Origin of the sequence: Mesorhizobium sp. M8A.F.Ca.ET.057.01.1.1 (assembly GCF_003952565.1) — a bacterium.
Taxonomy (GTDB): Bacteria; Pseudomonadota; Alphaproteobacteria; order Rhizobiales; family Rhizobiaceae; genus Mesorhizobium.
Map to the genome: position 1 here is coordinate 3581365 of NZ_CP034454.1, position 24322 is coordinate 3605686.

General features: G+C 61.6%; 21 protein-coding genes and 1 pseudogene. 6 read left to right on the forward strand and 16 right to left on the reverse strand.

What is annotated here, in order from left to right:
- Window positions 1-25: 25 nt before the first annotated feature.
- Window positions 26-1555, reverse strand: coding sequence for an NAD(P)H-hydrate dehydratase (locus tag EJ077_RS16855; protein ID WP_208695346.1), 1530 nt, complete (start codon window positions 1553-1555; stop codon window positions 26-28).
- A 357-nt stretch (window positions 1556-1912) separates the two neighbouring features.
- Between EJ077_RS16855 and EJ077_RS16860 the strand changes: the two genes are divergently transcribed.
- On the forward strand, window positions 1913-2251 hold the full coding sequence (locus EJ077_RS16860; protein ID WP_006205430.1) for a P-II family nitrogen regulator: 339 nt from the start codon (window positions 1913-1915) through the stop codon (window positions 2249-2251).
- 66 nt (window positions 2252-2317) lie between these two features.
- Window positions 2318-3727 carry a type I glutamate--ammonia ligase gene (gene glnA, locus EJ077_RS16865; RefSeq protein WP_127279623.1) on the forward strand — a complete coding sequence of 470 codons (1410 nt, stop codon included), beginning with the start codon at window positions 2318-2320 and terminating at the stop codon, window positions 3725-3727.
- 797 nt (window positions 3728-4524) lie between these two features.
- On the opposite strand, the gene EJ077_RS16870 is transcribed toward glnA, so the two are convergent.
- The gene (locus tag EJ077_RS16870; RefSeq protein ID WP_208695347.1) at window positions 4525-5949 is read right to left on the reverse strand and encodes an APC family permease; all 1425 of its coding nucleotides are present in this window, start codon (window positions 5947-5949) and stop codon (window positions 4525-4527) included.
- Window positions 5950-6096: 147 nt separating this feature from the next.
- On the opposite strand from EJ077_RS16870, the gene EJ077_RS16875 reads away from it, so the two are divergent.
- Together EJ077_RS16875 and EJ077_RS16880 are read left to right on the forward strand one after the other, a co-directional pair.
- The gene (locus tag EJ077_RS16875) at window positions 6097-6699 is read left to right on the forward strand and encodes a TetR/AcrR family transcriptional regulator (protein ID WP_208695348.1); all 603 of its coding nucleotides are present in this window, start codon (window positions 6097-6099) and stop codon (window positions 6697-6699) included.
- 34 nt (window positions 6700-6733) lie between these two features.
- Window positions 6734-7899 (forward strand): annotated as a pseudogene (locus EJ077_RS16880) (P1 family peptidase).
- Window positions 7900-8019: 120 nt separating this feature from the next.
- Here the strand turns inward: EJ077_RS16880 and EJ077_RS16885 are convergent.
- Complete coding sequence (locus tag EJ077_RS16885; protein ID WP_127280110.1) at window positions 8020-9060, reverse strand: glutamine synthetase beta-grasp domain-containing protein; 1041 nt, start codon at window positions 9058-9060, stop codon at window positions 8020-8022.
- Window positions 9061-9373: 313 nt separating this feature from the next.
- On the opposite strand from EJ077_RS16885, the gene EJ077_RS16890 reads away from it, so the two are divergent.
- Window positions 9374-9568 (forward strand): DUF2735 domain-containing protein, encoded by a 195-nt coding sequence (locus tag EJ077_RS16890; RefSeq protein WP_127280109.1) that lies wholly within the window; start codon window positions 9374-9376, stop codon window positions 9566-9568.
- 81 nt (window positions 9569-9649) lie between these two features.
- On the opposite strand, the gene EJ077_RS16895 is transcribed toward EJ077_RS16890, so the two are convergent.
- From EJ077_RS16895 to EJ077_RS16940, 10 genes are all read right to left on the reverse strand, one after another.
- A complete protein-coding gene (locus EJ077_RS16895) occupies window positions 9650-11539 on the reverse strand; it encodes an MFS transporter (protein ID WP_208695349.1) in 1890 nt (629 codons plus the stop codon).
- 184 nt (window positions 11540-11723) lie between these two features.
- Window positions 11724-12515, reverse strand: coding sequence for an ATP12 family chaperone protein (locus EJ077_RS16900; protein WP_208695350.1), 792 nt, complete (start codon window positions 12513-12515; stop codon window positions 11724-11726).
- An 11-nt stretch (window positions 12516-12526) separates the two neighbouring features.
- On the reverse strand, window positions 12527-13399 hold the full coding sequence (locus EJ077_RS16905) for a DMT family transporter (protein ID WP_208703027.1): 873 nt from the start codon (window positions 13397-13399) through the stop codon (window positions 12527-12529).
- 47 nt (window positions 13400-13446) lie between these two features.
- The gene (locus tag EJ077_RS16910) at window positions 13447-14427 is read right to left on the reverse strand and encodes an RluA family pseudouridine synthase (RefSeq protein WP_208695351.1); all 981 of its coding nucleotides are present in this window, start codon (window positions 14425-14427) and stop codon (window positions 13447-13449) included.
- A 107-nt stretch (window positions 14428-14534) separates the two neighbouring features.
- Window positions 14535-14909, reverse strand: coding sequence for a fluoride efflux transporter CrcB (gene crcB / locus EJ077_RS16915; RefSeq protein WP_208695352.1), 375 nt, complete (start codon window positions 14907-14909; stop codon window positions 14535-14537).
- A 47-nt stretch (window positions 14910-14956) separates the two neighbouring features.
- Complete coding sequence (locus EJ077_RS16920; protein WP_208695353.1) at window positions 14957-16612, reverse strand: hypothetical protein; 1656 nt, start codon at window positions 16610-16612, stop codon at window positions 14957-14959.
- 250 nt (window positions 16613-16862) lie between these two features.
- Window positions 16863-17693, reverse strand: a complete 831-nt coding sequence (locus tag EJ077_RS16925; protein ID WP_208695354.1) for an aspartyl/asparaginyl beta-hydroxylase domain-containing protein — start codon at window positions 17691-17693, stop codon at window positions 16863-16865.
- Window positions 17694-17851: 158 nt separating this feature from the next.
- Window positions 17852-18235, reverse strand: coding sequence for a DUF930 domain-containing protein (locus EJ077_RS16930; protein WP_208695355.1), 384 nt, complete (start codon window positions 18233-18235; stop codon window positions 17852-17854).
- 285 nt (window positions 18236-18520) lie between these two features.
- The gene (locus tag EJ077_RS16935) at window positions 18521-19828 is read right to left on the reverse strand and encodes a replication-associated recombination protein A (protein ID WP_127279756.1); all 1308 of its coding nucleotides are present in this window, start codon (window positions 19826-19828) and stop codon (window positions 18521-18523) included.
- 41 nt (window positions 19829-19869) lie between these two features.
- Complete coding sequence (locus tag EJ077_RS16940; protein ID WP_208695356.1) at window positions 19870-21363, reverse strand: DegQ family serine endoprotease; 1494 nt, start codon at window positions 21361-21363, stop codon at window positions 19870-19872.
- 364 nt (window positions 21364-21727) lie between these two features.
- On the opposite strand from EJ077_RS16940, the gene EJ077_RS16945 reads away from it, so the two are divergent.
- Window positions 21728-22153 carry a hypothetical protein gene (locus tag EJ077_RS16945; RefSeq protein ID WP_208695357.1) on the forward strand — a complete coding sequence of 142 codons (426 nt, stop codon included), beginning with the start codon at window positions 21728-21730 and terminating at the stop codon, window positions 22151-22153.
- A gap of 12 nt (window positions 22154-22165) precedes the next feature.
- Here the strand turns inward: EJ077_RS16945 and rplQ are convergent, their stop codons facing one another.
- The 3 genes from rplQ to rpsK form a co-directional block, all read right to left on the reverse strand.
- Entirely contained in the window at window positions 22166-22594 is a 429-nt protein-coding gene (gene rplQ / locus EJ077_RS16950; RefSeq protein WP_127279754.1) for a 50S ribosomal protein L17, read from the reverse strand.
- Between the two features lie 104 nt (window positions 22595-22698).
- Complete coding sequence (locus EJ077_RS16955) at window positions 22699-23709, reverse strand: DNA-directed RNA polymerase subunit alpha (protein WP_006205443.1); 1011 nt, start codon at window positions 23707-23709, stop codon at window positions 22699-22701.
- Window positions 23710-23811: 102 nt separating this feature from the next.
- On the reverse strand, window positions 23812-24201 hold the full coding sequence (gene rpsK / locus EJ077_RS16960; RefSeq protein WP_006205444.1) for a 30S ribosomal protein S11: 390 nt from the start codon (window positions 24199-24201) through the stop codon (window positions 23812-23814).
- Between the last annotated feature and the right edge of the window lie 121 nt (window positions 24202-24322).

A 24322-nucleotide genomic window follows, 5' to 3' on the forward strand; every position in this document is an offset into this window, starting at 1 on the left:
CTGGTGTCGCGAGCATCGCGGTTGATCAGCGCCCGCCTCCGGCAGCCACCAGGTCGCGCAGCACCGGCACCATGGCCAGCGGCAAATCCTCGGCGATCAGTCCCGGTCCAAACCGGCTGCCGGCCTCGGCATGGATCCAGACCGCCGCGCAGGCCGCTTCGAACGCCGGCATGCCTTGCGCAAGCAGTCCGGCCGCGATGCCGGACAACACATCGCCCGACCCCGCTGTGGCAAGCCAGGCCGCGCCGTTGGAATTGATCGCCGCCCTGCCATCCGGAGCGGCGATCACCGTATCGGCGCCCTTGTAGACGATGACGGCATTGGCGTTCGCGGCAGCCGAGCGTGCCTTGTCCAGCTTCGAGGAGGCATTGTCACCGGCGATACCGGGAAACAGCCTGGCGAACTCCCCTTCATGCGGCGTCATCACCAGCGCGGGCGCGTCCGGCTTGCGGGCTGCCTCGAACAAGACATCCGGCGCCTCGCGAAACGACGTGATCGCGTCGGCGTCGAAGACCAGGCCGTCAATTCCGGTGGAGGCGGTCGCTGGCTTGGCCAACGCGAGCAGCGCGAGCGCGAACACCTTGGTTTTTTCACCGACGCCAAAGCCGGGTCCGAGAACAAAGGCCGATGGCCGGCGCTCCCTGACGAATGCCTCAATGTCGGCAGTGTCGTCGGTCCTGCGCAGCATGATGGAGGTCAAGTGCGCGGCATTGACCTGCATGGCGTTGCCCGGCGATAGAACCGTCACCGCCCCTGCCCCGCTTCGGGCGGCGGCAAGCGCCGAGAGCCGCGCCGCGCCGGTAGCGTTCGGGCCGCCGGAAAAGACGCCGACATGGCCGCGCTTGTATTTGTGCACGTCGATGGCCGGCACCGGCAAACCGCGCGACCAAAGCGCCGGTCCGTTCTCGAATGTCCGGGGCTGGAGCTTTGCAATGATGTCATCGCCGATGCCGATATCGGCAAGCACGATCTCGCCGCATCGTTCTCGGCCCGGCAGGAACAGATGGCCGGGCTTCTTGCGCGCGAAGGTCACGGTGAGGTCGGCTGAAAACGATGTGCCGAGCACCTTGCCGCTGTCACCGGAGATTCCGGAAGGCAGGTCGACCGCGACAATCGGCAGATGCAGGTCGGTGACCAGATCGACCGCCCTGGCGGCCTCGCCGGACAGCGGCTTGGACAGCCCTGCCCCGTAAAGCGCATCGACGACGATCGAGCCGGGTCCGGCATCAAAGACCGATAGCGGCCGGGGCTTGATTGGGCATTCCGCGGCGGCGAGTGCCGCGTCGCTATTCGGCCTTGGCGGACCATGCGCCCAGACCGTGGTGGCGACGCCGCTGCCGGCAAGGACCTGGGCAACGACATAACCGTCGCCGCCATTGTTGCCCGGGCCGCACAACACATGGACGTGCGCCGCTGCGGGATAGCGCCTGAGCACTTGCGCCGCGACGGCTTGCCCGGCACGCCGCATCAATCCAATGCCGTCGGTTGGACCTGCTGCAATAGTCAGCCGATCCGCCTCGCCCATCTCGGCGGAAGTAAGAAGTTCGTGGCTCATGGATTGCCGATCCGCATTCGATCAAGCATTGTCCAGTTTTCGGCTCGACGCAAACGGGGAGGAGTTGGCGCTGTCATGGCCAGGTCGATTGGCGCAAGGATCACAGGCATCAGGTTGCCCGCTCAGTGAGCAATTTGCCCAGATATTGGGCAGACTTGCATAGTGGCGCCGGATAGGCTGTTGCCACTCATGCCGCTTCCAATGCAGCGAATGACGCGAATTTGCATCTGGGGGTGACATGGCTTTGGAATCGTATGACACCGCTTCGGTTCCCTCCGACTGGCACAGTTCGTGCTTGATGGAGGCGCAAGCGGGGGCTCACAACCCGTTTTTTTGGCAGTGGAGGCCACTTTTTACATGAAAAAGATCGAAGCGATCATCAAGCCATTCAAGCTGGACGAAGTGAAGGAAGCGCTTCAGGAGGCCGGACTGCAAGGCATTACCGTGACCGAAGCCAAGGGTTTCGGGCGCCAGAAAGGTCACACCGAACTCTACCGCGGCGCCGAATATGTCGTCGACTTCCTGCCCAAGGTGAAGATCGAGGTCGTGCTCGGCGACGATGCCGTGGAAGGCGCGATCGAGGCCATCCGCAAGGCGGCCCAGACCGGCCGTATCGGCGACGGTAAGATCTTCGTCTCCAATATCGAGGAAGTCGTGCGCATCCGCACCGGCGAAACCGGCATGGACGCGGTTTGATCCGACCCGGCCATCCTCTAAGAAGCGTCATCCATCAAAAAACGTCAGCACACAGGGATACATGACATGACGACAGCCAAAGACATCATGAAGCAGATCAAGGACAACGACGTGAAATTCGTCGACCTGCGCTTCACCGACCCGAAGGGCAAGCTGCAACACGTGACGATGGATGTCGTCGAGGTCGAGGAAGACATGTTCGCCGACGGTGTCATGTTCGACGGCTCCTCGATCGCCGGCTGGAAGGCCATCAACGAGTCCGACATGGTGTTGATGCCCGATCCGGACACGGTCCACATGGACCCGTTCTTCGCGCAGTCGACCATGGTCATCCTGTGCGACATCCTCGACCCGGTCTCGGGCGAATCCTACAACCGCGATCCGCGCGGCACGGCCAAGAAGGCCGAGGCCTACATGAAGGCGGAAGGCATCGGCGACACCATCTATGTCGGCCCGGAAGCCGAGTTCTTCGTGTTCGACGACGTCAAGTACAAGGCCGATCCCTACAACACCGGCTTCAAGCTCGATTCGACCGAACTGCCGTCGAACGACGACACCGACTACGAAACCGGCAACCTCGGTCACCGGCCGCGCATCAAGGGCGGCTATTTCCCGGTGCCGCCGATCGATTCGGCGCAGGACATGCGTTCCGAAATGCTGACGGTGCTGGCCGAAATGGGCGTGCGCGTCGAAAAGCATCACCACGAGGTGGCTGCCGCCCAGCACGAACTCGGCATCAAGTTCGACACGCTGGTCCGCAACGCCGACAAGATGCTGATCTACAAGTATGTGGTGCACCAGGTCGCCAACGCCTATGGCAAGACGGCGACCTTCATGCCGAAGCCGATCTTCGGCGACAACGGCTCGGGCATGCACGTCCACCAGTCGATCTGGAAGGGCGGCAAGCCGACCTTCGCCGGCAATGAATATGCCGGTCTGTCGGAGAGCTGCCTGTTCTATATCGGCGGCATCATCAAGCATGCCAAGGCGATCAATGCCTTCACCAATCCGCTGACCAACTCCTACAAGCGTCTGGTGCCTGGCTACGAAGCGCCGGTGCTGCTCGCTTATTCGGCGCGCAACCGCTCGGCGTCCTGCCGCATCCCGTTCGGCTCGTCGCCAAAGGCCAAGCGCGTCGAGGTCCGCTTCCCCGATCCGGGCGCGAACCCCTATCTCGCTTTCGCCGCCATGCTGATGGCCGGCCTCGACGGCATCAAGAACAAGATCCATCCGGGGCAGCCGATGGACAAGGATCTCTACGACCTGCCGCCGAAGGAGCTGAAGAAGATCCCGACCGTTTGCGGCTCGCTGCGTGAAGCGCTGCAAAGCCTCGACAAGGACCGCGGCTTCCTGAAAGCCGGCGGCGTCTTCGACGACGACCAGATCGATAGCTACATCGAACTGAAAATGGCGGAAGTGATGCGCTTCGAAATGACCCCGCATCCGGTCGAATACGACATGTACTATTCGGTCTAGGATTCCGTTCGGATGTGTTTGAAAGCCCTTGAAGGATTTCCCCCTTCAAGGGCTTTTTGCTGATCCAAAGGGCTCTATCGATGGATGGTTCGCGGCCAGCCACGCAACGATAGTCAACTTGCTATTGTTTTGGGGGACGCATTGCAGCTGGAGCTGCCGGGCCTCGTGGCCGCCGGCGAAAGGCCTCAGGTCAAGGGCGGCAAAGACCCAGCCCATGCCCATTTGAGCATTGCCTGAGCGCAATCGAACGCCAGGAGCGAGCGGCGCACTGCCTCAGGCTGCAATGCCCGCTCGTCCGGCGCCCCCGCCAATGCAGTCGTTCACGAAACCCCCGCCCCGTTCGAACAGCATCGCTTGGCGTAACCCCATAGCCACGAATACGCATGCCGCGGCGTCATATGTCAACGCCACGGAGGTCTGGCAGGAAATGGCGATTTCCTTGTATGAACAGTGGCTTATACAAGGGTTCGTTGGTGTACGGACGAGCCGGAAACAGGCAGTTTTCCGGGCTTTTTCACCAAATACGGAAACGCAAGCCACCGATGAAGGCTATGGCATGCCGGCCAAAAGGCTCCTCATTCGCTGGAGTAGACGCGACCTTTTCAGCCTGACTTTTTTGGGTGTATTCAAGTCGCGGCCGTTCGATCGGTTTTGATTGACGTTCAGCGTCTGTTCCGCCCACTCGCTGTTAACGTGGCATCCCGGAGCGAGTCTCTCCGGAATGGACGGGCCGCCACAAAAAAGAACCCCGGCGAAGGCCGGGGTTCTCGCAAGGACAGAGCGTCGGAGGGTAACGCCTATCCGGCAAGCTCGTCCGGACCGTGCAGGTTCCAGTCCGTTCGCCTGGCCAGGATCAGCAGATAGTAGATCGCCGCCACTGCCATGATCAGCAGAGTCGCGATCAGGCTCGGGCGCCCGAACGCGGCATCGAGCAGGTTCTGGTAGGCGACATAGACCAGCGCCACAAAGGCAAGGACCGCCGGCACCGGAAACAGCGGCATGCGGTAGTACCCGCCAGCCGTGGTGCCATTGCGGCGGCCGGCAAACACCGCCACGCACAGAAGTGCGTAGATCACCACCAGCGACGTGCCGCTGACCACCAGCAGCAGATTGAGATCGATGAAGCAGGCGAGCGAAGCCAGCACCGCCACGACGATGGTGGCGATCCAAGGCGATGCGTAGCTGCCGTGGACCGAGGCGACGGCGGCGTTGATTGGGCCGAACCAGGTCTTGTCGCGGCCGGAGCTGAACAGCAGCCGCGCGGCCTGCAGGATGATGGCGATGACGGCGTTGAAGATGGCAACGACGATGGCAAGGCTAATCAGAACCGTCAGCGCATGGCCGCCGCGCGCTTCCAGAAAATACTCGATCTTCTGGGGTGCCGCGAGCAGGCCGGGAAGATCCGGAGACCCCAGCAACACCGCCGTCAGCGGAATGAGTTCGGCCGCGACGGTAATCACCAACGCCCAGAGCACCACCTTGCCGATGTTGCGCCTGGCATCCTGTGTCTCCTCGCCAAAATAGGCGGCCGCGCCATAGCCGTTATAAGCAAACAGCGAAACAGCGGTTGATGCCAGGATGAGGCCGGCCGAGGCCGGAACAAGCGTGTTCGTGGTGGCGTCGAGCAATTGCGGCGAGGTGAACAGGCTGGAGAGCGGCCGCTCGACATGGGCAAAGCCGAGACCGGTCAGGATCAGCAGCGCCAGCATCTCGATGCCGAGGAAAATGCCGGTGACGAAGGCATTGAGCTTGATGCGCATCGCCGCGACCGTACCGGCCAGCCCGATCGTCACCACGCCGACCCATTGCGGACTGAGGTTGGGGATGAGCACGCCGAGATAGGTGCCGACACCAAGCGCGATGACGGCGACGATCAGCACGATCGAGACGAACACCAGCACCAGCGTGACGAAGCCCCAGAAGCGGCCGAGCGTGCGGCCGATCATGGTGTATTCGCCGCCGGCCATCGGATAGGCCGATGAGAGCTCGGCATACACGAAGGCCATGAACAGCCCGATGACCGCGGCAATGACGAAACTGAGGAATGAACCGGTGCCGGCCAGCGCGATGACGCCCGGCACGATAATGAACACCGAGGATGCCGGCGTCACTGCCGACAGCACGATCATCAGCGTGCCGAGCGCATTCAGCGCCCGATCCAGTCCCTTGGCGGCGGGCGCAGCCTTGGCAGTTACCCCTGTCGTTGCTTCGTTTGTAGACATCTTCCTCCCCTTTTTTTTAATAAGATAAAAACTTCCTCCGATGGGGAACCTATCGATGGAGTCAGATACCGTCAATAAATATGGTGCATTGGTGCTTGCGAAATTTCATGAGGCTGTTTTAAACTGAATCAAATTCAGGAAACGAAGATGGGACGACCCAAAACCCAGACCGATCGTCGCCTTACGCTCGTCGCGGCAGCGGAATCGATGATCGCCAAGCGCGGCCTTGCCGGCGTCACGTTGCGAGACGTCGCCAATGAGGCAGGGATGAGTTCGAGCGCCCTGCTCTATTATTATCCGGGGCTGAAGGACCTGCTGGACGATGTGCAACGCAAAGCCGTCGAGCGGTTCTGCACCATACGCGCTGCGTCGGTTGCCGAGATCGCCGATCCGCGGCTACGGCTGAAAACGATGATCGAAAGCGGACTGCCGACGGACACGGACGATCAGCTCTGCCGGCTGCTGCTTGAACTTGGCGCCTATTCGCGCTCGGATGCGAGCTACGCGGCCCGCCACATCACTTTGTTCGAGCGGCAGGTGTCGATCTATGTCGGCATACTGGAGGCGGGCGCCGCCACCGGCATCTTTAAACTACGGGCGGCCAGCGAGACGATCGCACGCAGCCTGGTCGTGCTCGAGGACGGCCTGGGGCTGCATCTCGTCAATGTCGTGCCCGCGGTCGATCAACCTTCGGCGATGGCGATCCTGACCAGCTATGCCGAGCTTGCGACGGGCTGCAGCCTGCGCTGAGCCAGAATATCAATCAACGGAGCGGAACCCCAGCATGGACCAACTGCCGACCCATACCACCACGCCAGCCGGCAAGGCCCGCGCCCGGGCGCTCGCCATTCCCTTGCAGGGCACGCCCGGCCCCGCCAATGCCATCACCGATGTCGGAGGCGTCCTGGTCGGCTACTCCACGATCATCGAGGGCGAAGGCAAGCTCACACTCGGACAGGGACCGGTGCGCACCGGCGTGACGGCCATACTGCCGTTCGGCCATGACGGCGTCGGCGTGGCCTGCGCCGCCGGCTATCACTCCTTCAATGGCAATGGCGAAATGACTGGCGCCTCATGGATGGAGGAAGCCGGCAGCATCAGCCTGCCGATCCTGATCACCAACACCCATGCGGTCGGCCCCTGTCATCGCGGCGTCATCGACTGGGTGGCGCGCCACAAGCCCGACGTCGCCAATCAGTGGCTGCTGCCGGTGGTGGCCGAAACCTGGGATGGCTATCTCAACGATATCAACGGCTCGCATGTCACGGTCGACCATGCGATCGCGGCGATCGACAATGCGAGGAGCGGGCACATCGAGGAAGGCTCGGTCGGCGGCGGCACGGGCATGAACTGCTACGCTTTCAAGGGCGGCTCGGGCACGGCTTCAAGGGTCGTCGACTACGGCCATCGCTCCTACACGGTCGGTGTCTTTCTGCAAGCCAATTTCGGCTCGCGCCGGGAACTCACCATTGCCGGCGCGCCGCTCGGCAACGACCTGGCCGACGACAACCCGATGGAGGCCTATTTCAGCGGCGGCCCGACGGGCGCCGGCTCCTGCATCGGCATCGTCGCCACCGATGCGCCGCTGCTGCCTGGCCAGTGCAAGGCGCTGGCAAGGCGCGTGCCGCTCGGCCTCGCACGAACCGGCACCACCGGCTCGCATTTCTCCGGCGATATTTTCTTGCTTTCTCGACCGCCAACCGCGACGCCCTCAACGGCCGCTTCCCGCGGGGACCGGCGACCGAACACAGCTATGGGCACATGGATTTCATCCCGTGGGGTCGCATGGATGATTTCTACGCAGCCGTCGTGCAAGCAGCCGAAGAGGCGGTGCTCAACGCGCTTGTCGCCAACAGCGACATGATCGGCCGCGACGGCAATCGGACCCCTGCCCTGCCGCATGCCAAGGTGATGACGGCGCTGAACGCGCGTGGGGTCATGGCTGATTGACAATAGCGAAGGCCCATCGGGCAAACTGCTTGAAGAAAAAAGGCCCGGGCGTTTCCGCCCGGGCCTTTTCCATAATGAGCATCCGTTCACGGCGCGGAGTTGCCCGCACCGCAAAGAGGATCAGGCGGCGGCCGAAACCTCCGCGCTGGCCGGCACCGAAGCGATCGTCTTCAGGATCTGCGAGGCGATCTGGTAGGGGTCGCCCTGCGAGTTCGGACGGCGGTCTTCCAGATAGCCCTTGTAGTCGTTCTTGACGAACGAATGCGGGACGCGGATCGAGGCGCCGCGATCGGCGATGCCATAGCTGAACCTGTTCCACGGCGCGGTCTCATGCTTGCCGGTCAAACGTTTGTCGTTGTCCGGGCCGTAGACGGCGATGTGGTCCATCAGGTTCTTGTCGAAAGCCGCCATCAGCGCTTCGAAATAGGCCTTGCCGCCGACTTCACGCATATAGGCGGTCGAGAAATTGGCATGCATGCCCGAGCCGTTCCAGTCGGTGTCGCCGAGCGGCTTGCAATGGTATTCGATGTCGATGCCGTATTTCTCGGTCAGGCGCTGCATCAGATAGCGGGCCATCCACATCTGGTCGGCGGCCTTTTTGGAGCCCTTGCCGAAAATCTGGAATTCCCACTGGCCCTTGGCCACTTCGGCGTTGATGCCTTCGTGGTTGATGCCGGCCGCGAGGCAGAGATCAAGATGTTCCTCGACAATCTGGCGCGCAACGGAGCCGACATTCGAATAGCCGACGCCGGTATAGTACGGGCCCTGCGGTGCGGGATAGCCACTCTCGGGGAAGCCGAGCGGACGGCCGTCCTTGTAGAAGAAATACTCCTGCTCGAAGCCGAACCAGGCGCCTTCGTCGTCGAGGATGGTGGCGCGCTTGTTGGATGCATGCGGCGTCACGCCATCGGGCATCATGACTTCGCACATGACGAGCACGCCGTTGGTGCGGGCCGGATCAGGATAGACCGCGACCGGCTTCAGCACGCAGTCGGAGCTATGCCCTTCGGCCTGCTGTGTCGAGGACCCGTCGAAGCCCCACAGCGGCAGCTGCTCGAGCGTCGGGAACTCGGCGAATTCCTTGATCTGCGTCTTGCCGCGAAGATTGGGGACCGGGGTGTATCCATCGAGCCAGATATACTCGAGCTTGTATTTGGTCATTCTAGAGCCTCTCGTTGCTTGGACACCGCAAGCAGGCGATGTCGATGCATGGCCGAAACAGGCCGGCCTGCCGATGATTAAAAAGCAATTCGTATGCCACTCGGCCTCCGACGGGTGCGGCAAAATGGTCATGCCAAGGCTTTGATTTTGCTGAGCCGTCTCAGCAATGCGTCCAGATCGCCCAAGTGGCAATACTGCTTAAATCATAGGCAAATAATGATCTTTTCATAGGCATATTGCCTAAATGAATCGCAGAACTTATGTTGATGAGAACTGAATCGACGAGCTTCTGAAAAAGCAGGGGAGACCGGCAATGCAAGTCACGCAATCGCGTCCGTCGGCGAAAATCCTGATGTTCCCGCTGGCAGCGCGCAGGCCTGCCTTAAATTTAGGCGCCAAGGCCAAATTCGCGGCAGAGCTTGCCGCGCTTCGCGGCGAGCACGCCGATTTCGATGGCTGGTACCACGAGGCCGCCGTCGAGGAAGAAAACCCACAACGCAAGAGCTGAAGTCGTTCCACGTCGATCTCGCATGACAAAGCCCGGCGCGATCGCTCGCGCCGGGCTTTTTCATTCGTATGGGCCTATCGACTATTCCTTGGCGTGCAGGTCGGTGCCAAGCGTATCCTTGACGAAGATCATGCCGATGATCAGCGTCATCGCCGCGATGACCACCGGATACCAAAGGCCATAGTAGATGTCGCCCTTGTAGGCGCTGAGCGCGAACACCGTCGCCGGCAACAGGCCGCCGAACCAGCCATTGCCGATGTGGTAGGGCAATGACATGCCGGTGTAGCGGATGCGGGTCGGGAACATCTCGACAAGGATCGCCGCGATCGGCCCGTAAACCATGGTCACGAACAGCACCAGGATGAACAGGATACCGATTGTCATCGGCCAGTTCACCGCCGCCGGATCGGCGAACATGGCAAAGGCACCGCCGTCCGGTATGTTGTAGACGGTGACTTCGGGTGCGCCCGCGGCCTCATCGGCGGTCAAGAGTTTGTCCTTGACCGCCTGATCGGTCGGCACCGCTGCCTTCTCGCCGCCGCGGATCGCGGCTGCGTCGAGCTTGAGTTCAGGATTGGCTGCGATGAAGGCATCGAGTTTCTGGTCCGCAACCTTGATCGGCGCACGCCTCAGCGGATAACCGCCGTCCCGCAGGGACATGTTGACGGCCTTGACGAAGGCCGCGTCCTTGGCCTTGGCCTGATCGCCAGCCGCGATCGCATCGTAGGACGGCACCGTCTCTGTACCAATCTTGACTGACGCAGCCGTCCCGGCCGCCGCCGTCGACACCACATCGTACGGAACCGAGTTCTTGGTCAGGAACGAAGTCGCGATGTCGCAGGATGTCGTGAACTTCGCCGTGCCGACCGGATTGAACTGGAACCTGCAGTCACCGGGTGCCGCCGTCACCGTTGCCCGGGTGGTCTGCTGTGCCTTGGCGAGCGCCGGATTGGCGGCCCAGGTCAACGCCTTGAACAGCGGGAAGGTGCAGACGATGGCCAGCGCAAGGCCAGCCATGATGATCGGCTTGCGGCCGATCTTGTCGGAGAGCCAGCCGAACACGACAAAGAAGATCGAGCCGAGCGCCAGCGCGATGGCGATCATGATGTTGACCGACTGCGCGTCGACTTTCAGCACGTTCTGCAGGAAGAACAGCGCGTAGAACTGGCCGTTGTACCAGACGACGGCCTGACCGGCGGTGAGGCCGAGCAGCGCCAGAAGCGCGATCTTGGCGTTCTTCCACTGGCCAAAGGCTTCCGAGAGCGGCGCCTTGGAGCCCTTGCCTTCTTCCTTCATCTTCTGGAAGGTCGGGGACTCCGACAGAGACAACCGGATCCAGATAGAAACGGCGAGCAGCAGGAAAGAGACGATGAAAGGAATGCGCCAGCCCCAGGCGGCGTAGGTCTCCTTGCTCAGCGATCCCTGCACGATCAGGATGACAATCAGCGACAGGAACAGGCCGAGCGTCGCGGTCGTCTGGATCCATGAGGTGTAGAAGCCGCGGCGGTCATCGGGCGCGTGCTCGGCGACGTAGGTGGCCGCGCCACCATATTCGCCGCCCAGCGCCAAGCCCTGCAGCATGCGCAGGACGATCAGGATCACCGGAGCCGCGATGCCCAAGGTCGCATAGCCGGGCAGCAGGCCGACAAGGAAGGTCGAGAGACCCATGATCGTCATGGTGACGAGAAATGTGTATTTGCGGCCGACAAGGTCGCCGATGCGACCGAACAGCAGCGCGCCGAACGGGCGCACCAGGAAGCCCGCGGCAAAGGCAAGCAGCGCGAAGATGTTGCGCGTTGCCTCGGGAATGGTCGGGCTGAAAAAGGTCGAGCCGATGAAAGCCGCCAGCGAGCCGTAGAGATAGAAATCGTACCATTCGAAAACGGTGCCGAGCGACGAAGCGAAGATGACTTTCTTCTCCTCCCGCGTCATGCCGCGGCTCGTTCCGCCGGCGGTCGATGCCATTGCCATTGAGTTATCCTCCCGTGAGACCCAGTCCTCGATGCTGTGCGCCAACGTCCGCGTTCTCCTCCGAACGCAGACTCACAAGACGCAGCCAACACAGGAAAAATGGCAGAAAGCGCCGTGGAAAGGCACCGCGACGATGGGATTATGACTTTCGTATTAGGTGCAGTGCGAAGGCGGAGCGAAACGCTCAGGCCTGCAGCGCTTCGAGCAAGCTGACGGCGGCCATCATGTCTCGTTTGCGCGCGGTGCGGCGCGCGACGGCTTCGGCGTCCTGTCCCCACTGCGCGATCTGCCAGTCCTCGTCGACATGGCCGGCGGCCCAGGCTTCCTCGCCGTCGAGCTCGCCGAAATCGACCGCCAGCGCCAGCAATGCCGAGCCGGTCAGCGAAGTCATGACATGAATGGCGGCAAGCCGCAGCGGCTCGGCGCGCTGCGCCAGATGGCTGCCCAGCACGGCAATGGTTTCGCGCGGCTGCTCGACATGGATAATGCCCTCGGCAAGGTTGAAGCGAACCCCGAGCGAGGCGCGTGCCCAGTCGATGACGGGATCCCACTGCTTGTTCTGCCGCTCGACCAGCCCTCGTGGGGCGTCGGCGCGATAGCAGAGCAGATCCGACGAGGCGAAGCGCAGAATGTCTTCCAGCACCGCCTGCGGATCGCTGGCCACGCCATCGATGGCAGTGTTGACAAGCCGCATCACCGGCATCGTCACCGGATTGATCGTCTCGCCCTGTTCCGCGAACTCGCCGGCAACCAGCGCCGCGGCCGCCTCGGTCGGCAGCGCCAGCAGCGCCTTGCCCGGCGTGCGCACCGGCCTGCCGTCGAGTTGCACGGCAAAGCCAGCTTCCGCCGGCACGACCGAGACCTCCTTGTAGAAGCGCTTGGGCAGCGGCGTCTTCATCTGGATCTGGGCGCGACGTACCGGATCCGGATCGGAAAGATACTTGCCCACTTCGAGGTCGTTGAGGATATCACGCATGAAAATCTCTTTCACACCGGTGTCAGCTTGCGCGCCGGCCGGTTGACGATGATCAGGCCCGCCGCGATGAGACCAAGTGCCAGGAAGATGCGAATGGTCAGCGGCTCATTCAAGAAGATCGCGCCGCATAAAACACCGAAAACCGGCGAGAGGAAGGTGAAGCTCGACAGGCCGGAGGCCGGATAGCGGCGCAGCAGCCAGAACCACAGCACGTAGGTAAAGGCGACGATATAGATCGCCTGGAAAAGCAGCGCCATTGTCGGCAGCAAGGCTGGATCGCGAACCGGCGGGCCCGCGAGAGGCATCACCAACACGCCAACGACCGCCGCGCCGGCGAGTTGATAGAGCAGCAGCTTCTCCGCGGTTGCCTCGACCAGTCTCGATCGTTTGATGAGGATGTTGGTCAGAGCCCAGAAAAACCCGGAACCAAGGCTGAGGAGATCGCCGAACAGCATGTCTCCGCTACCGCCAAGCTTGTCGGAAAAAACGGTGGCGAGACCCGCAAAGGCCAACAGCAGGCCAAGGAACTTGCGCGTGCTGATCTGTTCGCCGAGCAGGAAGTGGCCGCCGATCAGCATCCAGAACGGCATCGAGTTGACCAGCAGCGTATTTCGGGCAACGGTCGTATGCTCCAGGCCGACATAGAGACAAAGGAACTCGACGCCGAAAAGCACGCCGACCGCGATGCCGGCCAGCAGTGTCCCATCCCTGGTGAACAGCGCAATGCCGCGCCAGCGGCACCAGAGGAAAACGCAGAAACCACCGATGACCGAACGCGCGATCGACAGGAAGACGGGGTCGTAGCCGGCATAGGAGATTTTGGCGGCGACGTAGTTCAGCCCCCACGAAAAGGTCAGGCCGACCATGATGGCGGCGGCGGCCATATCGACCGTGTCGCGCCGATCGAGCGCGTCCGTGGCGCCGCTCACGGTCAATCCTCCGCGCTGGCGTCGTCGAAGCCGATCAGGTTCCAGCTTTGACGCATGTGCGGCGGCATCGGCGCGGTGACGTCGATGACGCCCTTGTCCGGGTGCGGAATAATGATGCGGCGCGCGTGCAGGTGCAGGCGGTTTTGAATGCCGCCTGGAAAATCCCAGTTGGTGTCGGCCTCGAAGTATTTCGGGTCGCCGATGATCGGACAGCCGATATAGGCGGCGTGGACGCGGAGCTGGTGCGTGCGGCCCGTATAGGGCTCCATCTCCAGCCAGGTCATGGTCTGCGCCGCTTGCTCGATGATGCGGTAATAGGACACGGCGTGGTCAGCGCCTTTTTCGCCATGCGCGGCGATGCGCACGCGGTCGCCGTCCGGCGTCGCCTCCTTGATCAGCCAGGTCGAGATCTTGTCCTCGCGCTTGGGCGGCACGCCCTTGACCAGCGCCCAGTAGGTCTTCTTGGTTTCCCGTGCCCGGAACGCCTCGGAGAGCTTCATGGCGGCCAGCCTGGTACGGGCGACGACCAGCACGCCCGACGTATCGCGGTCGAGCCGATGAACCAGCCGCGGCTTCTCGCCCTTCTGGCTGCGCCAGGCTTCCAGCATGTCGTCGACATTGCGCGTGACGCCGGAGCCGCCCTGAACGGCAAGGCCCGCCGGCTTGTTGAAGACGAAGACCTTCGGGTCCTCATGGATCAGCATCTTGGCGAGTACATCGGCGTCGCCCTGGTTGCGGATCGAGTGGCCCGTGAGCGCGCTCTCGCCCTTCTTGTCCACCTCGAGCGGCGGCACACGCACCATCTGGCCCGGCTCGACTCGGGTGTCGGCCTTGACCCGACCGCCATCGACGCGGATCTGGCCGGAGCGCAGCAGCTTCTGCAGATGGCCGAAGCCAAGACCCGGGAAATGGGTCTTGAACCAGCGATCGAGCCGCATGCCCGCCTCGCCGGCCTCCACCGTGATCTGTTCAACGCCTGCCATGTCTTTTTCGCTTATCCGTTTCCCAAGCAGGGCTCTTGGCCTGCGTTTGGCGCGGCAATAGCACTAATGCACGCCGCCCAAAACCACAAAGCACGCCATGGCGTGCTTTATGGCAGGCTTCTTGCGAGCCAAAGTCCCAGAAACAGGGCAATGATCGCGCCAATGACGCTTGCAAGCGCGTAACCAAACGCCGGCAACGCGGCCCCCCGCTCCCACAGCGTCGCGAAATCGAGCGAAAAGGCGGAGAAAGTGGTGAAGCCGCCAAGGATGCCGGTGGCGACGAATAGCCTGAGTTCGTTCGATCCGCCGCGGCGCGCCAGAATGGCGATGAACAGTCCCATGGCAAAGGAGCCGATGATGTTGATCGCTATCGTGCCCCAAGGATAGTTAGGGCCGACAAGGCGCAGCGCGCCCATATTGGTCAAATGGCGGATGCCGGCACCGATGCCGCCGCCGACGACTACGAGAAGCAGATTGAACATCGTCGTCTACTGCCCGTGTTGAGGCGATGGCGTCAATCCCTTCGCAGTCACCATTCGGGCACCGTCCAGTCCGGATACTTCTTCCTGAATTCAACATAGAGGGCATCGACCTCGGCCTTGCTGACCGGGCGCACTTGTTCGTAGAGATAGCCTGCGACACCGCCGGACAATCGATACTGCGCAATGCGCCTGTATGCGGCACCGATGCCCCTGCCTTCAAGAATATACTGGTTCGGGATCGTGACGCAGATCTGCGCGCCCGGTTGCAGATGAGTAACCGGTCGGTCGGTCACGACAACATATCTGGATTTCAATGCGTCCGGTCGGAACCGGTCACGACTGTCCACCTGGCAAATCCACCCGATATGGGCAACAAGGTCCCGCTTCATGCCGAACAACAGGGCGTCGCTCATCACAGGACCCGACGCAAATACCGAAAAACGGTCCTCCGGTCTCATTCTGGCGACGAGGTCATCGATCAGGCGCCTGTATTCGGGGAGATTGTCGAGGCGAAGTGGAAGCGTGGATTCCCCGGCGAAGACGAAACCCACTGGAGACAACACTTGACGGCCAGCTGGAAAAAACGTGCCCAAAAAAGCAAACCCGGCCACAACCGCCATGGCGGCGGTCAACCATCGTGATTTCAGTCCCGGCACGGAGACGATCGAAACGATTGCCTGGGCATAGGCGGGAAACAGCCAAAGAAACATCGGCAAGGAGTGATGACGTTCCGGGTCCTGCGTCCGGATGAAAGCCAGGAAAGTGAGCACAGAGGCCATGGCACAGAACATGGCAAATCTGTTGCGGCGCACGACCGAGATGTAGAGGCCCACTACAATCAACGCCCAGTTCAGATAGCTGAGCCGGGATCCGACGTCACCGAGCTGGGTGACAAAGGTGGTCTTGTATCCGCTGTAAAGGTCGGCGTAACTGGTTTGCAGAATCTTGGCGATCAACGGCAGCTGGAAGTTCAACGCCGTCGCGGCAATAAGGAAAATCGCACACGCGCCGCCCAGAGCCGCGCTGCGCAGGGCCGGCAAATCCCGCTCCCTTGCGATCTGCAGCAAACCCAGGAATGCCGCTGAAACGGTGATCCCTATGGCCCCATAGGCGTACCATCGGCGCAGCATGAACGCCAACCACAGGCAGGCGCCGACGGATATTCCGCTTGTCACCGGTTCGCGGGTCAGGAACCTGGACTTCCAGAGAAAATAGGTTGCCGCGGTCAGGGCAAGGCAGCCGGCAATATCAGGCATTCCCCGAAGCGTCGGCGCCCAGAATGGTGTGTACAGGAAGGTCGCGATCCAGACGGCGATCCAACTCCGGGACGGTGTCTCGGAGACCGCCTCCCGATAGCTTATTCTGCCTATCATGAGAACCGTCGGGACCAGGTAGACCCCGACTATTCCGGCAATGAAGGAAAGCCTTGAACTGCCAAAAACAAGGTGAAACGGCATCAGCGGCACCAGGATCGCCACGCCGTAATCTTCCGTCGCGATGGAGGTGCTCAACTGGCTCAGCCATTCGAAAGGGCGCTCGACCAACAGCGCGCCCTGCTGGTTGAACATGTTGAAATAGGCCGCGAAATCCCAATAGTAGACGGACTGTTCGAGATTTATGTACGCGGCGCCAAGGCCAATCCCAAGCAACAAGGTGCACAGGTAGGTACCCGTCCAGAATCCGAAGATTTTGTTCTTTGTCACTTGAGGCCGCCAAGGAAGGGAGAGACAGAACTACGGGACCAAAGCCGGAGCCATCCCCTGACGCCCGCCAGGAGTCGCTCCGGCGAATCTTGTGACAAGATTCATATAATGAATTGTTGAGAGCCCAAATGGGCGTTGCTTGAACGAGCATCTTGCAAGCATGGAAACGCCTTAAAAGCGGCGTCCAAGGAAGCAGCCGGCGGAGGTACTTGCTTGCAACCGCCGCCGGAAGCGCTGACAGATTCTCAGTTCAGGTGGTCTCGACCTTCTTCGGCTTGGTCGAGCCGATCATCTTCCAGTTCTTGTAGAACATCGAATTAATGCGCTCGACGCTGACCGAGACAACCGCGAGCATGCCGGCAATGAGTCTCGGGAACGGGGACGGCCGGATGATGTCCATGAAGACGCAGTAGCGGCGGCCGTCATATTCGTTGACCGAACGATGCAGCAGCGTGTCGTCGAAAATGTAGAGCGGATTGTCATGCCAGTAGTTCCTGGCGTTGTTGCACTCGACGAAAACCTCCGCCTTTACCGGCAGCAGATTGTAGAGAATGCGTAGGCTGAGCCGCAGCGGCCCGAAATGCCAGGAAGTCGATTCCTTGCCCCTGAAGACCGAAACGGCAATGGTCTTGATGTATTTGAAATCCTTGTTGAATTCAGCTACGTTGTCGATCCGGTGCTTGCCGTACCATTGATAGACATACATGCCACGCCGGCCGGTGCCGAAATTGGCGTCGATGTCGGCAATAATCTCGTCCTTGCGCGCCTTGAAGACATCAAGGACCTCGTTGACCTCACGCTGATAGTCGGCGGGAAACTGCTCCAGCTTCCACACGCCCGGATTTCTGTAGCACAGAAGATCGACCAGCAGGTTGAAGGGTGAGAGCAACCAGGTGAAGAGCCCGTTGCCAAGGAAGTAGCCGCTGAACAGCGCCAGATCCTTCCTGTTGTTGCGCATCACGTCGATCAGGCCACAGACGATGAAGATCGTCGTCAGGATCGGGATGAAATAGAAGCCAAGGGCGAGAAGCGGGATGGCAATGGCGAATTTGCGAAGGGATTTGCGAAGGGTTTTTGTCATTTTTCCACGCGCGACGCGCGATCCTGTTGCGAATGAGGTGCCCAAATCATGGCAACGGCCACCGCCCGACCGTGCGCCTTGATAAGGTTTTTTGGGTCACCGCACAACGGCCATGGTATCCGGCCGGGCTGGTTGCCTAGTGGAGCCTGCCGGGGCTGTCAATGCACCGCCGGCAAGCCAAGCTCGTCCCATCTATCCCTGGCCACGGGATCACCGACCAGAAACTCAAAGCCGATGACGCTTTCGCCGTCCTGCGCGAGCTGGCATTTGAACTTCAGACTATACCAGTTCTTACGGCTGCGAAAAGCCGCGCCATCGGCGGCGATCGTCGTGCCGGTGATTTTTTCCTCGATGGTGGCGTAGGGCACCACTCGCTCCGGCTGGAAATCCGCTCGCCATTGGCGGATCTGATCCATGGCCTCCAGATTGCAAAGCTGCACCATGCGCTCGTCGGACGCGAAGGTCTCGAGATCGGCGCGGGCCTGCTTGCTGCGCGGATCGGCGAGCGTCTTGGCCGACAGCATCCGCGTCGGGCGTATCATGGCCGGCGCGGCGGGAGACCGGGGAGCGCTTGGCGCAGGGGCTGCGGGTATGGGTGCGCTGGACGCCTCGGGGGCAGTGAAGGGGTCTTGGCGAAGCCTCGAACTGCTGTGGCGTCAGGATGGCCACCGCCACGCGCTCCTCCTCCTCAGGCCGGCTCGGGGGCTTCGGCAGTGGCATCAAAACAACCCTGGCGGCAAGCAGCGCGTGCAGGAGAACCGAAGTGGAAATCCCCCAAGGCGAGGCCTCGTTTCGCACCGCCAAGGCCACCGGACTCCGCAAGCCAGCTATTCCCGCTCTTTGCGCAGCTTTGCCCAGTAGTCGAGCCGCTTCCTGATATCGCGCTCGAAACCACGTTCAGGCGGATCGTAGAAGGTCTGTCGACCCATTTTTTCGGGAAAATAATCCTGGCCTGAAAAGGCGTCCGGCTCATCATGGTCGTAACGGTAGCCGGCGCCGTAGTCCTCCTCTTTCATCAGCTTGGTCGGCGCGTTGAGGATATGCTTGGGCGGCAGCAGCGAGCCATGTTCCTTCGCGGCCCGCGTGGCTGCCTTGAAGGCCGTATAGACGGCGTTGGATTTCGGCGCGGTGGCGAGATAGACCGTGGCCTCGGCGAAAGCGAGCTCGCCCTCGGGAGAGCCGAGATAGTCATAGGCATCCTTGGCGGCGTTGGCGACGACCAGTGCCTGCGGATCGGCCAGCCCGATGTCTTCCATCGCCATACGCACCAGCCGACGGCCGAGATAGAGCGGATCCTCGCCGGCATCGAACATGCGAGCCAGATAGTAGAGCGCCGCATCCGGATCCGAGCCGCGCACCGATTTGTGCAGCGCCGAAATCAGATTGTAATGGCCATCCTGGCCCTTGTCGTAGATCGGCGCACGGCGCTGTACGATGCGCTGTAGCCCTTCGGGATCGAATATCTCGCCAGGCTTGGCTGCACGCCAGACTTCCTCGGCCAATGTCAGCGATGCGCGTCCGTCGCCATCACTCATGCGGATCAGCATCGCCCGCGCCTCGTCATCGAGTGGCAGCGCCCTGCCCTCCGTCTCCTCCGCCCTTATCATCAGCTTGGCGATGCTGTCTTCGCCGAGCGAATGAAATACCATGACCCGCGCGCGCGACAACAAGGCCGCGTTGAGTTCGAAGGATGGGTTTTCGGTCGTGGCGCCAACCAGGACGACCGTCCCGTCCTCCATGACGGGGAGGAAAGAGTCCTGCTGGGCACGGTTGAAGCGGTGGATCTCGTCGACGAAAAGCAGCGTCTGGCGCCCGTTGGCGCGGCGCAGCTTGGCCGCCTCGAACACTTTCTTCAGATCGGCGACGCCGGAAAACACGGCCGATATCTGTTCGAACGCAAGGCTGGTTTCGCCGGCAAGCAGCCTTGCCACCGTGGTCTTACCGGTGCCGGGCGGACCCCAGAAGATCATCGATCCCAGCGAACCGGAACCGATCAGCCGGGTCAGCGCGCCATCGGGACCCGTCAGATGCTCCTGGCCGACGACCTCGCCAAGGTTTTTCGGACGCAACCTGTCGGCCAGCGGCCGCCCGGGCGGCACCTTTTCCGGTTCGTCAACGCTGAACAGATCGGCCATGCATTTCTTTTGGTTTGGAGCGCGATCCCTTCAGATCGAACTCAGTAACGCAACACCTGGCGCAGTATCTGCCCGCCGCGCTCGACGGTAAAGCGCCACCAGCGCGTATCCTGCTGGGCTACTTGCGCCAGCGTTGCGGCGGTGTCGATGCTGGTGCCATTGACCTCGCGCACGATGTCGCCCGGCTGGAAGCCGAAATCGGCGGCCGGCGAATCACGGTTGATGTCGATCACCGTCACGCCCTTGAGATCCGTGCGCAGGCCGAGCTTCCGGGCAAGCCGCGGCGACAGTTCCGAGACCTTGGCGCCCGAGAACGGGCTGCGGCCATGCAGCGTCACCTCCGAGGCTTTCGCACCCTCCGGCGCACGCTCCAACGCGATATCCATGGCTGCTTGCTTGCCCTTGGTCAGGATCGCGAAATTCGCCTTGGTGCCGATCGACAGCGTCGCCATGCGATAGTCGAGCGCCTCGATGCTCTCGACCGGCTTGCCATTGATCTGCAGCACGACATCGCCCGGCTTCAGTCCTGCCTTGCCGGCGGGACCTGTCGCGTCGACGGACGAGACCAGCGCCCCGGTCGGCTTTTCCATACCGAGCGATTCGGCGATCTGCGGCGTCACCGCTTCGAACTCGGCGCCGATATAGGGCCGTTCGAAGAAATCGAGGCCGGCCTTGGCGGCATCGGCGAAAGCCCGCACCATATTGGCTGGGATCGCAAAACCGATGCCGATCGAGCCGCCGCTGCGGCTGTAGATAGCGGTGTTGATGCCGACCAGTTGGCCGCCCATGTTGATCAGCGCGCCGCCGGAATTACCGGGATTGATGGCGGCGTCGGTCTGGATGAAATAGCCCGAATCCGAGACGCCGATATGGCTGCGCGCAAGCGCGGAAACGATGCCGCTGGTGGTGGTCTGACCGACACCGAACGGATTGCCGATGGCCAGCACCAGGTCGCCGACCTCGAGCGCGTCGGAATCGCCGATGGCAATCACCGGGAACGGCTTGTCGGACTCAATCTTGAGCACGGCAAGGTCGAGCGTCTCGTCCTTCAGCATCACCTTGCTGGCGAATTCACGGCCGTCGGCGGTCGCCACCTTGACCTCGTCGGCGTCCTTGATGACGTGGAAATTGGTGACGATGACACCGCTCGGATCAACGAGCACACCCGAGCCCAGAGAAGACTGAGCACGCGGCTGGGCGCGGCCGAAAAACTCCTCGAAGAACGGATCGCCTTCGAAGGGCGATGTCACCTTGGCTGTCTGCGAGGCATAGACGTTGACCACGGCCGGCGCGGTCTGCTTGACCAGAGGCGCGAACGACAATTGCACTTCCTCACGACCGAACGGCACGCGCTTGTCCGGGCCTGAAGTGGCATTCTCGCCTTCGACGCCATGCAGCAGGTCTGTCAGCACATCGGAGAGCCCCGGATCGGCGGGCTTGGCGGCGTCCTCGGCCAGCGCCTGCCGGACTGCCGGTGCGGCTGCGAACACCATGAAGGCGCAGAGCAAAACAAGGGACAGTCTTTTGGCGGGCATTCGCGAATCCTCCAAGGCGAGTTCGGGCGCATTGTCCCGACGAATGTGCAAAATGAAAGGCTAAGCCGCTGAAATCCGATTATTTTAAGCTGCAAAGCAGCTACAGCTGAACCTGAAACCGGAAACCACGTCTGGCCTGATGAAAAACAACTCCTGTCATTCCGTGACTTTTTGAAGACCGGCAGATTGTGCGGTGTCTCTCCCAACATGACAATGGCCGAGATTGTCGACGTACTCGGTATGCCTGAGCATCCCGACCCATATTACTGGACGTTCGGAAAACTCGAAATTTCCTTCGCTGGCGAGGCGCCTCGCCAGATGAACTCTGTTTCAGATCGAGGAAGCTGGTTACCTCGAAGGCGAGTTGGAAACTCTCACCGATCGCATCGCTGGATGGGTTCAGCGGAAAGACAAAGCCATCGGAGTTCCTGGGGCCGGCCTTTGGGCCGCAGGTCAGGCCAAGGTTTTCTACGCGGCTTGCGGCGATGACATCATGCTGAACATCTGCGCCGGGCTGATTCAGATGCATTTTGATGTGGATACCGATTTCATCGGTGACCAGGACGCCGAAGCCTATTTGAGCGCTTCCTCTCCGTCACAATCGATAGCGGAGATCGACTCGCGAGCCGTCCTCGACAGTATCTATTCATATCCCAACCCAAAGGCTGAAGAGGTACCGGGGGCGTTTAATTGGAAGCGGTTAAGTGCAAGCCACTACCTCGTCCTGGCCGATAGGCGGCAGACACCGGCAAACGAAAAAGGGCCCGCAGGCCCCTTTAATTCAATCTGAACAGACGAAGCCTTATGCGGCCGCGGCTTCGTCCGTGCCTTCCGCCTCAAGGCGGGCGCGGTCGCCGGCGCCCTTGGCGTCGGTGTCGCGGTCGACGAACTCGATCACGGCCATCGCGGCATTGTCGCCGTGACGGAAGCCCGCCTTCATGATGCGCAGATAGCCGCCGTTGCGGGTGGCGTAGCGCGGGGCGATGGTATCGAACAGGCGCTTGACGACGCCTTCATTGCCGATCTGCGCGATCACCTGACGGCGGGCGTGCAGGTCGCCGCGCTTGCCGAGCGTGACCAGCTTCTCGACGATCGGACGCAGGTCCTTCGCCTTCGGCAAGGTGGTGACGATCTGCTCGTGCTCGAGCAGCGACACCGCCAGATTGGCGAACATCGACTTGCGGTGGCTTATGCTGCGGGCGAAGCGGCGGCCTTTGAAACCGTGGCGCATGGCTCTTTTCCTTCTTCAGTTGTTCAAGAGGCCACGGCCTCTGATGGTTTTCCGCATGACCGTCGGATCGAGCGGCTCACGCCGCCGATCCTTGGAGTTCATGCTCAATATTGGTCTTCGTAACGCTTGGCGAGGTCTTCGATGTTTTCCGGCGGCCAGTCCGGCACTTCCATACCGAGGTGCAGGCCCATAGCCGCCAGCACTTCCTTGATCTCGTTCAGCGACTTGCGGCCGAAGTTCGGGGTGCGCAGCATCTCGGCTTCGGTCTTCTGGATGAGATCGCCGATGTAGACGATGTTGTCGTTCTTCAGGCAGTTGGCCGAACGCACCGAAAGCTCGAGTTCGTCGACCTTCTTGAGCAGCGCCGGGTTGAAGGCGAGCTCGGTGACGGCTTCGGCGGCGACTTCCTTCTGCGGCTCGTCGAAGTTGACGAACAGGCCAAGCTGATCCTGCAGGATGCGGGCGGCGAAAGCCACCGCGTCCTCGCCCGAGATCGAACCGTCGGTCTCGATGGTCATGGTCAGCTTGTCATAGTCGAGAACCTGGCCCTCACGGGTGTTCTCGACCTTGTAGGAGACCTTCTTGACCGGCGAATAGAGGCTGTCGACCGGGATCAGGCCAATCGGCGCGTCCTCGGCGCGATTGCGCTCGGCCGGCACGTAGCCCTTGCCGGTGTCGACGGTGAATTCCATGCGGATTTCAGCGCCTTCATCCAGCGTGCAGATGACGTGGTCGGGGTTGAGGATCTCCACGTCGCCAACCGTCTGGATGTCGCCGGCGAGAACCGCACCCGGTCCCTGCTTGCGCACGACCATGCGCTTGGGGCCGTCGCCTTCCATGCGGATAGCGATTTCCTTGATGTTCAAGACGATGTCGGTCACGTCCTCGCGCACGCCGGCGATGGACGAGAATTCATGCAGGACGCCGTCGATCTGCACGGCGGTGACAGCCGCACCGCGCAGCGAAGACAGAAGCACGCGGCGCAGCGCGTTGCCGAGGGTAAGGCCAAAGCCACGCTCGAGCGGTTCGGCGACCAGCGTGGTCAGCGTCTTCTTCTTCGACGAGAACTCGATCTTGTTCGGCTTGATCAGTTCCTGCCAATTTTTCTGGATCATGATGCTTTCCTTCCGTTGACCCGCCACCATCCAATCGTGGCGGGCGACCTGGAATACCGTGGAGGAACGCTTTCGTGAGCGTTCGCGCGGCGTTCAATAATGTTAGACGCGGCGCTTCTTGCGCGGGCGGCAGCCATTGTGCGGGATCGGCGTCACATCGCGGATCGAGGTGATGGTGAAGCCGGCCGCCTGCAGGGCGCGCAGCGCCGATTCACGACCCGAGCCCGGTCCGCAGACCTCGACTTCGAGCATGCGCATGCCGTGTTCCTGGGCCTTCTTGGCAACGTCCTCGGCAGCCATCTGGGCGGCGAACGGGGTCGACTTGCGCGAACCCTTGAAGCCCTGGGCACCGGCCGACGACCAGGCGATCGAATTGCCCTGCGCGTCGGTGATGGTGATCATCGTGTTGTTGAAGGTCGAATTGACGTGGGCGACGCCCGACGAAATGTTCTTGCGTTCGCGGCGGCGAACACGTGCGGCTTCCTTGGCCATGGTAGTCCTTTCAGTTGATCTCTACACCGCCGTAATGCCAGCGGCTCCACCTTCGTAAGGGAGTAGGGGAATAGGGCAGTGAGGGAGTAGGGAAAAATGCGACCCGACTGGCGGGCATCCC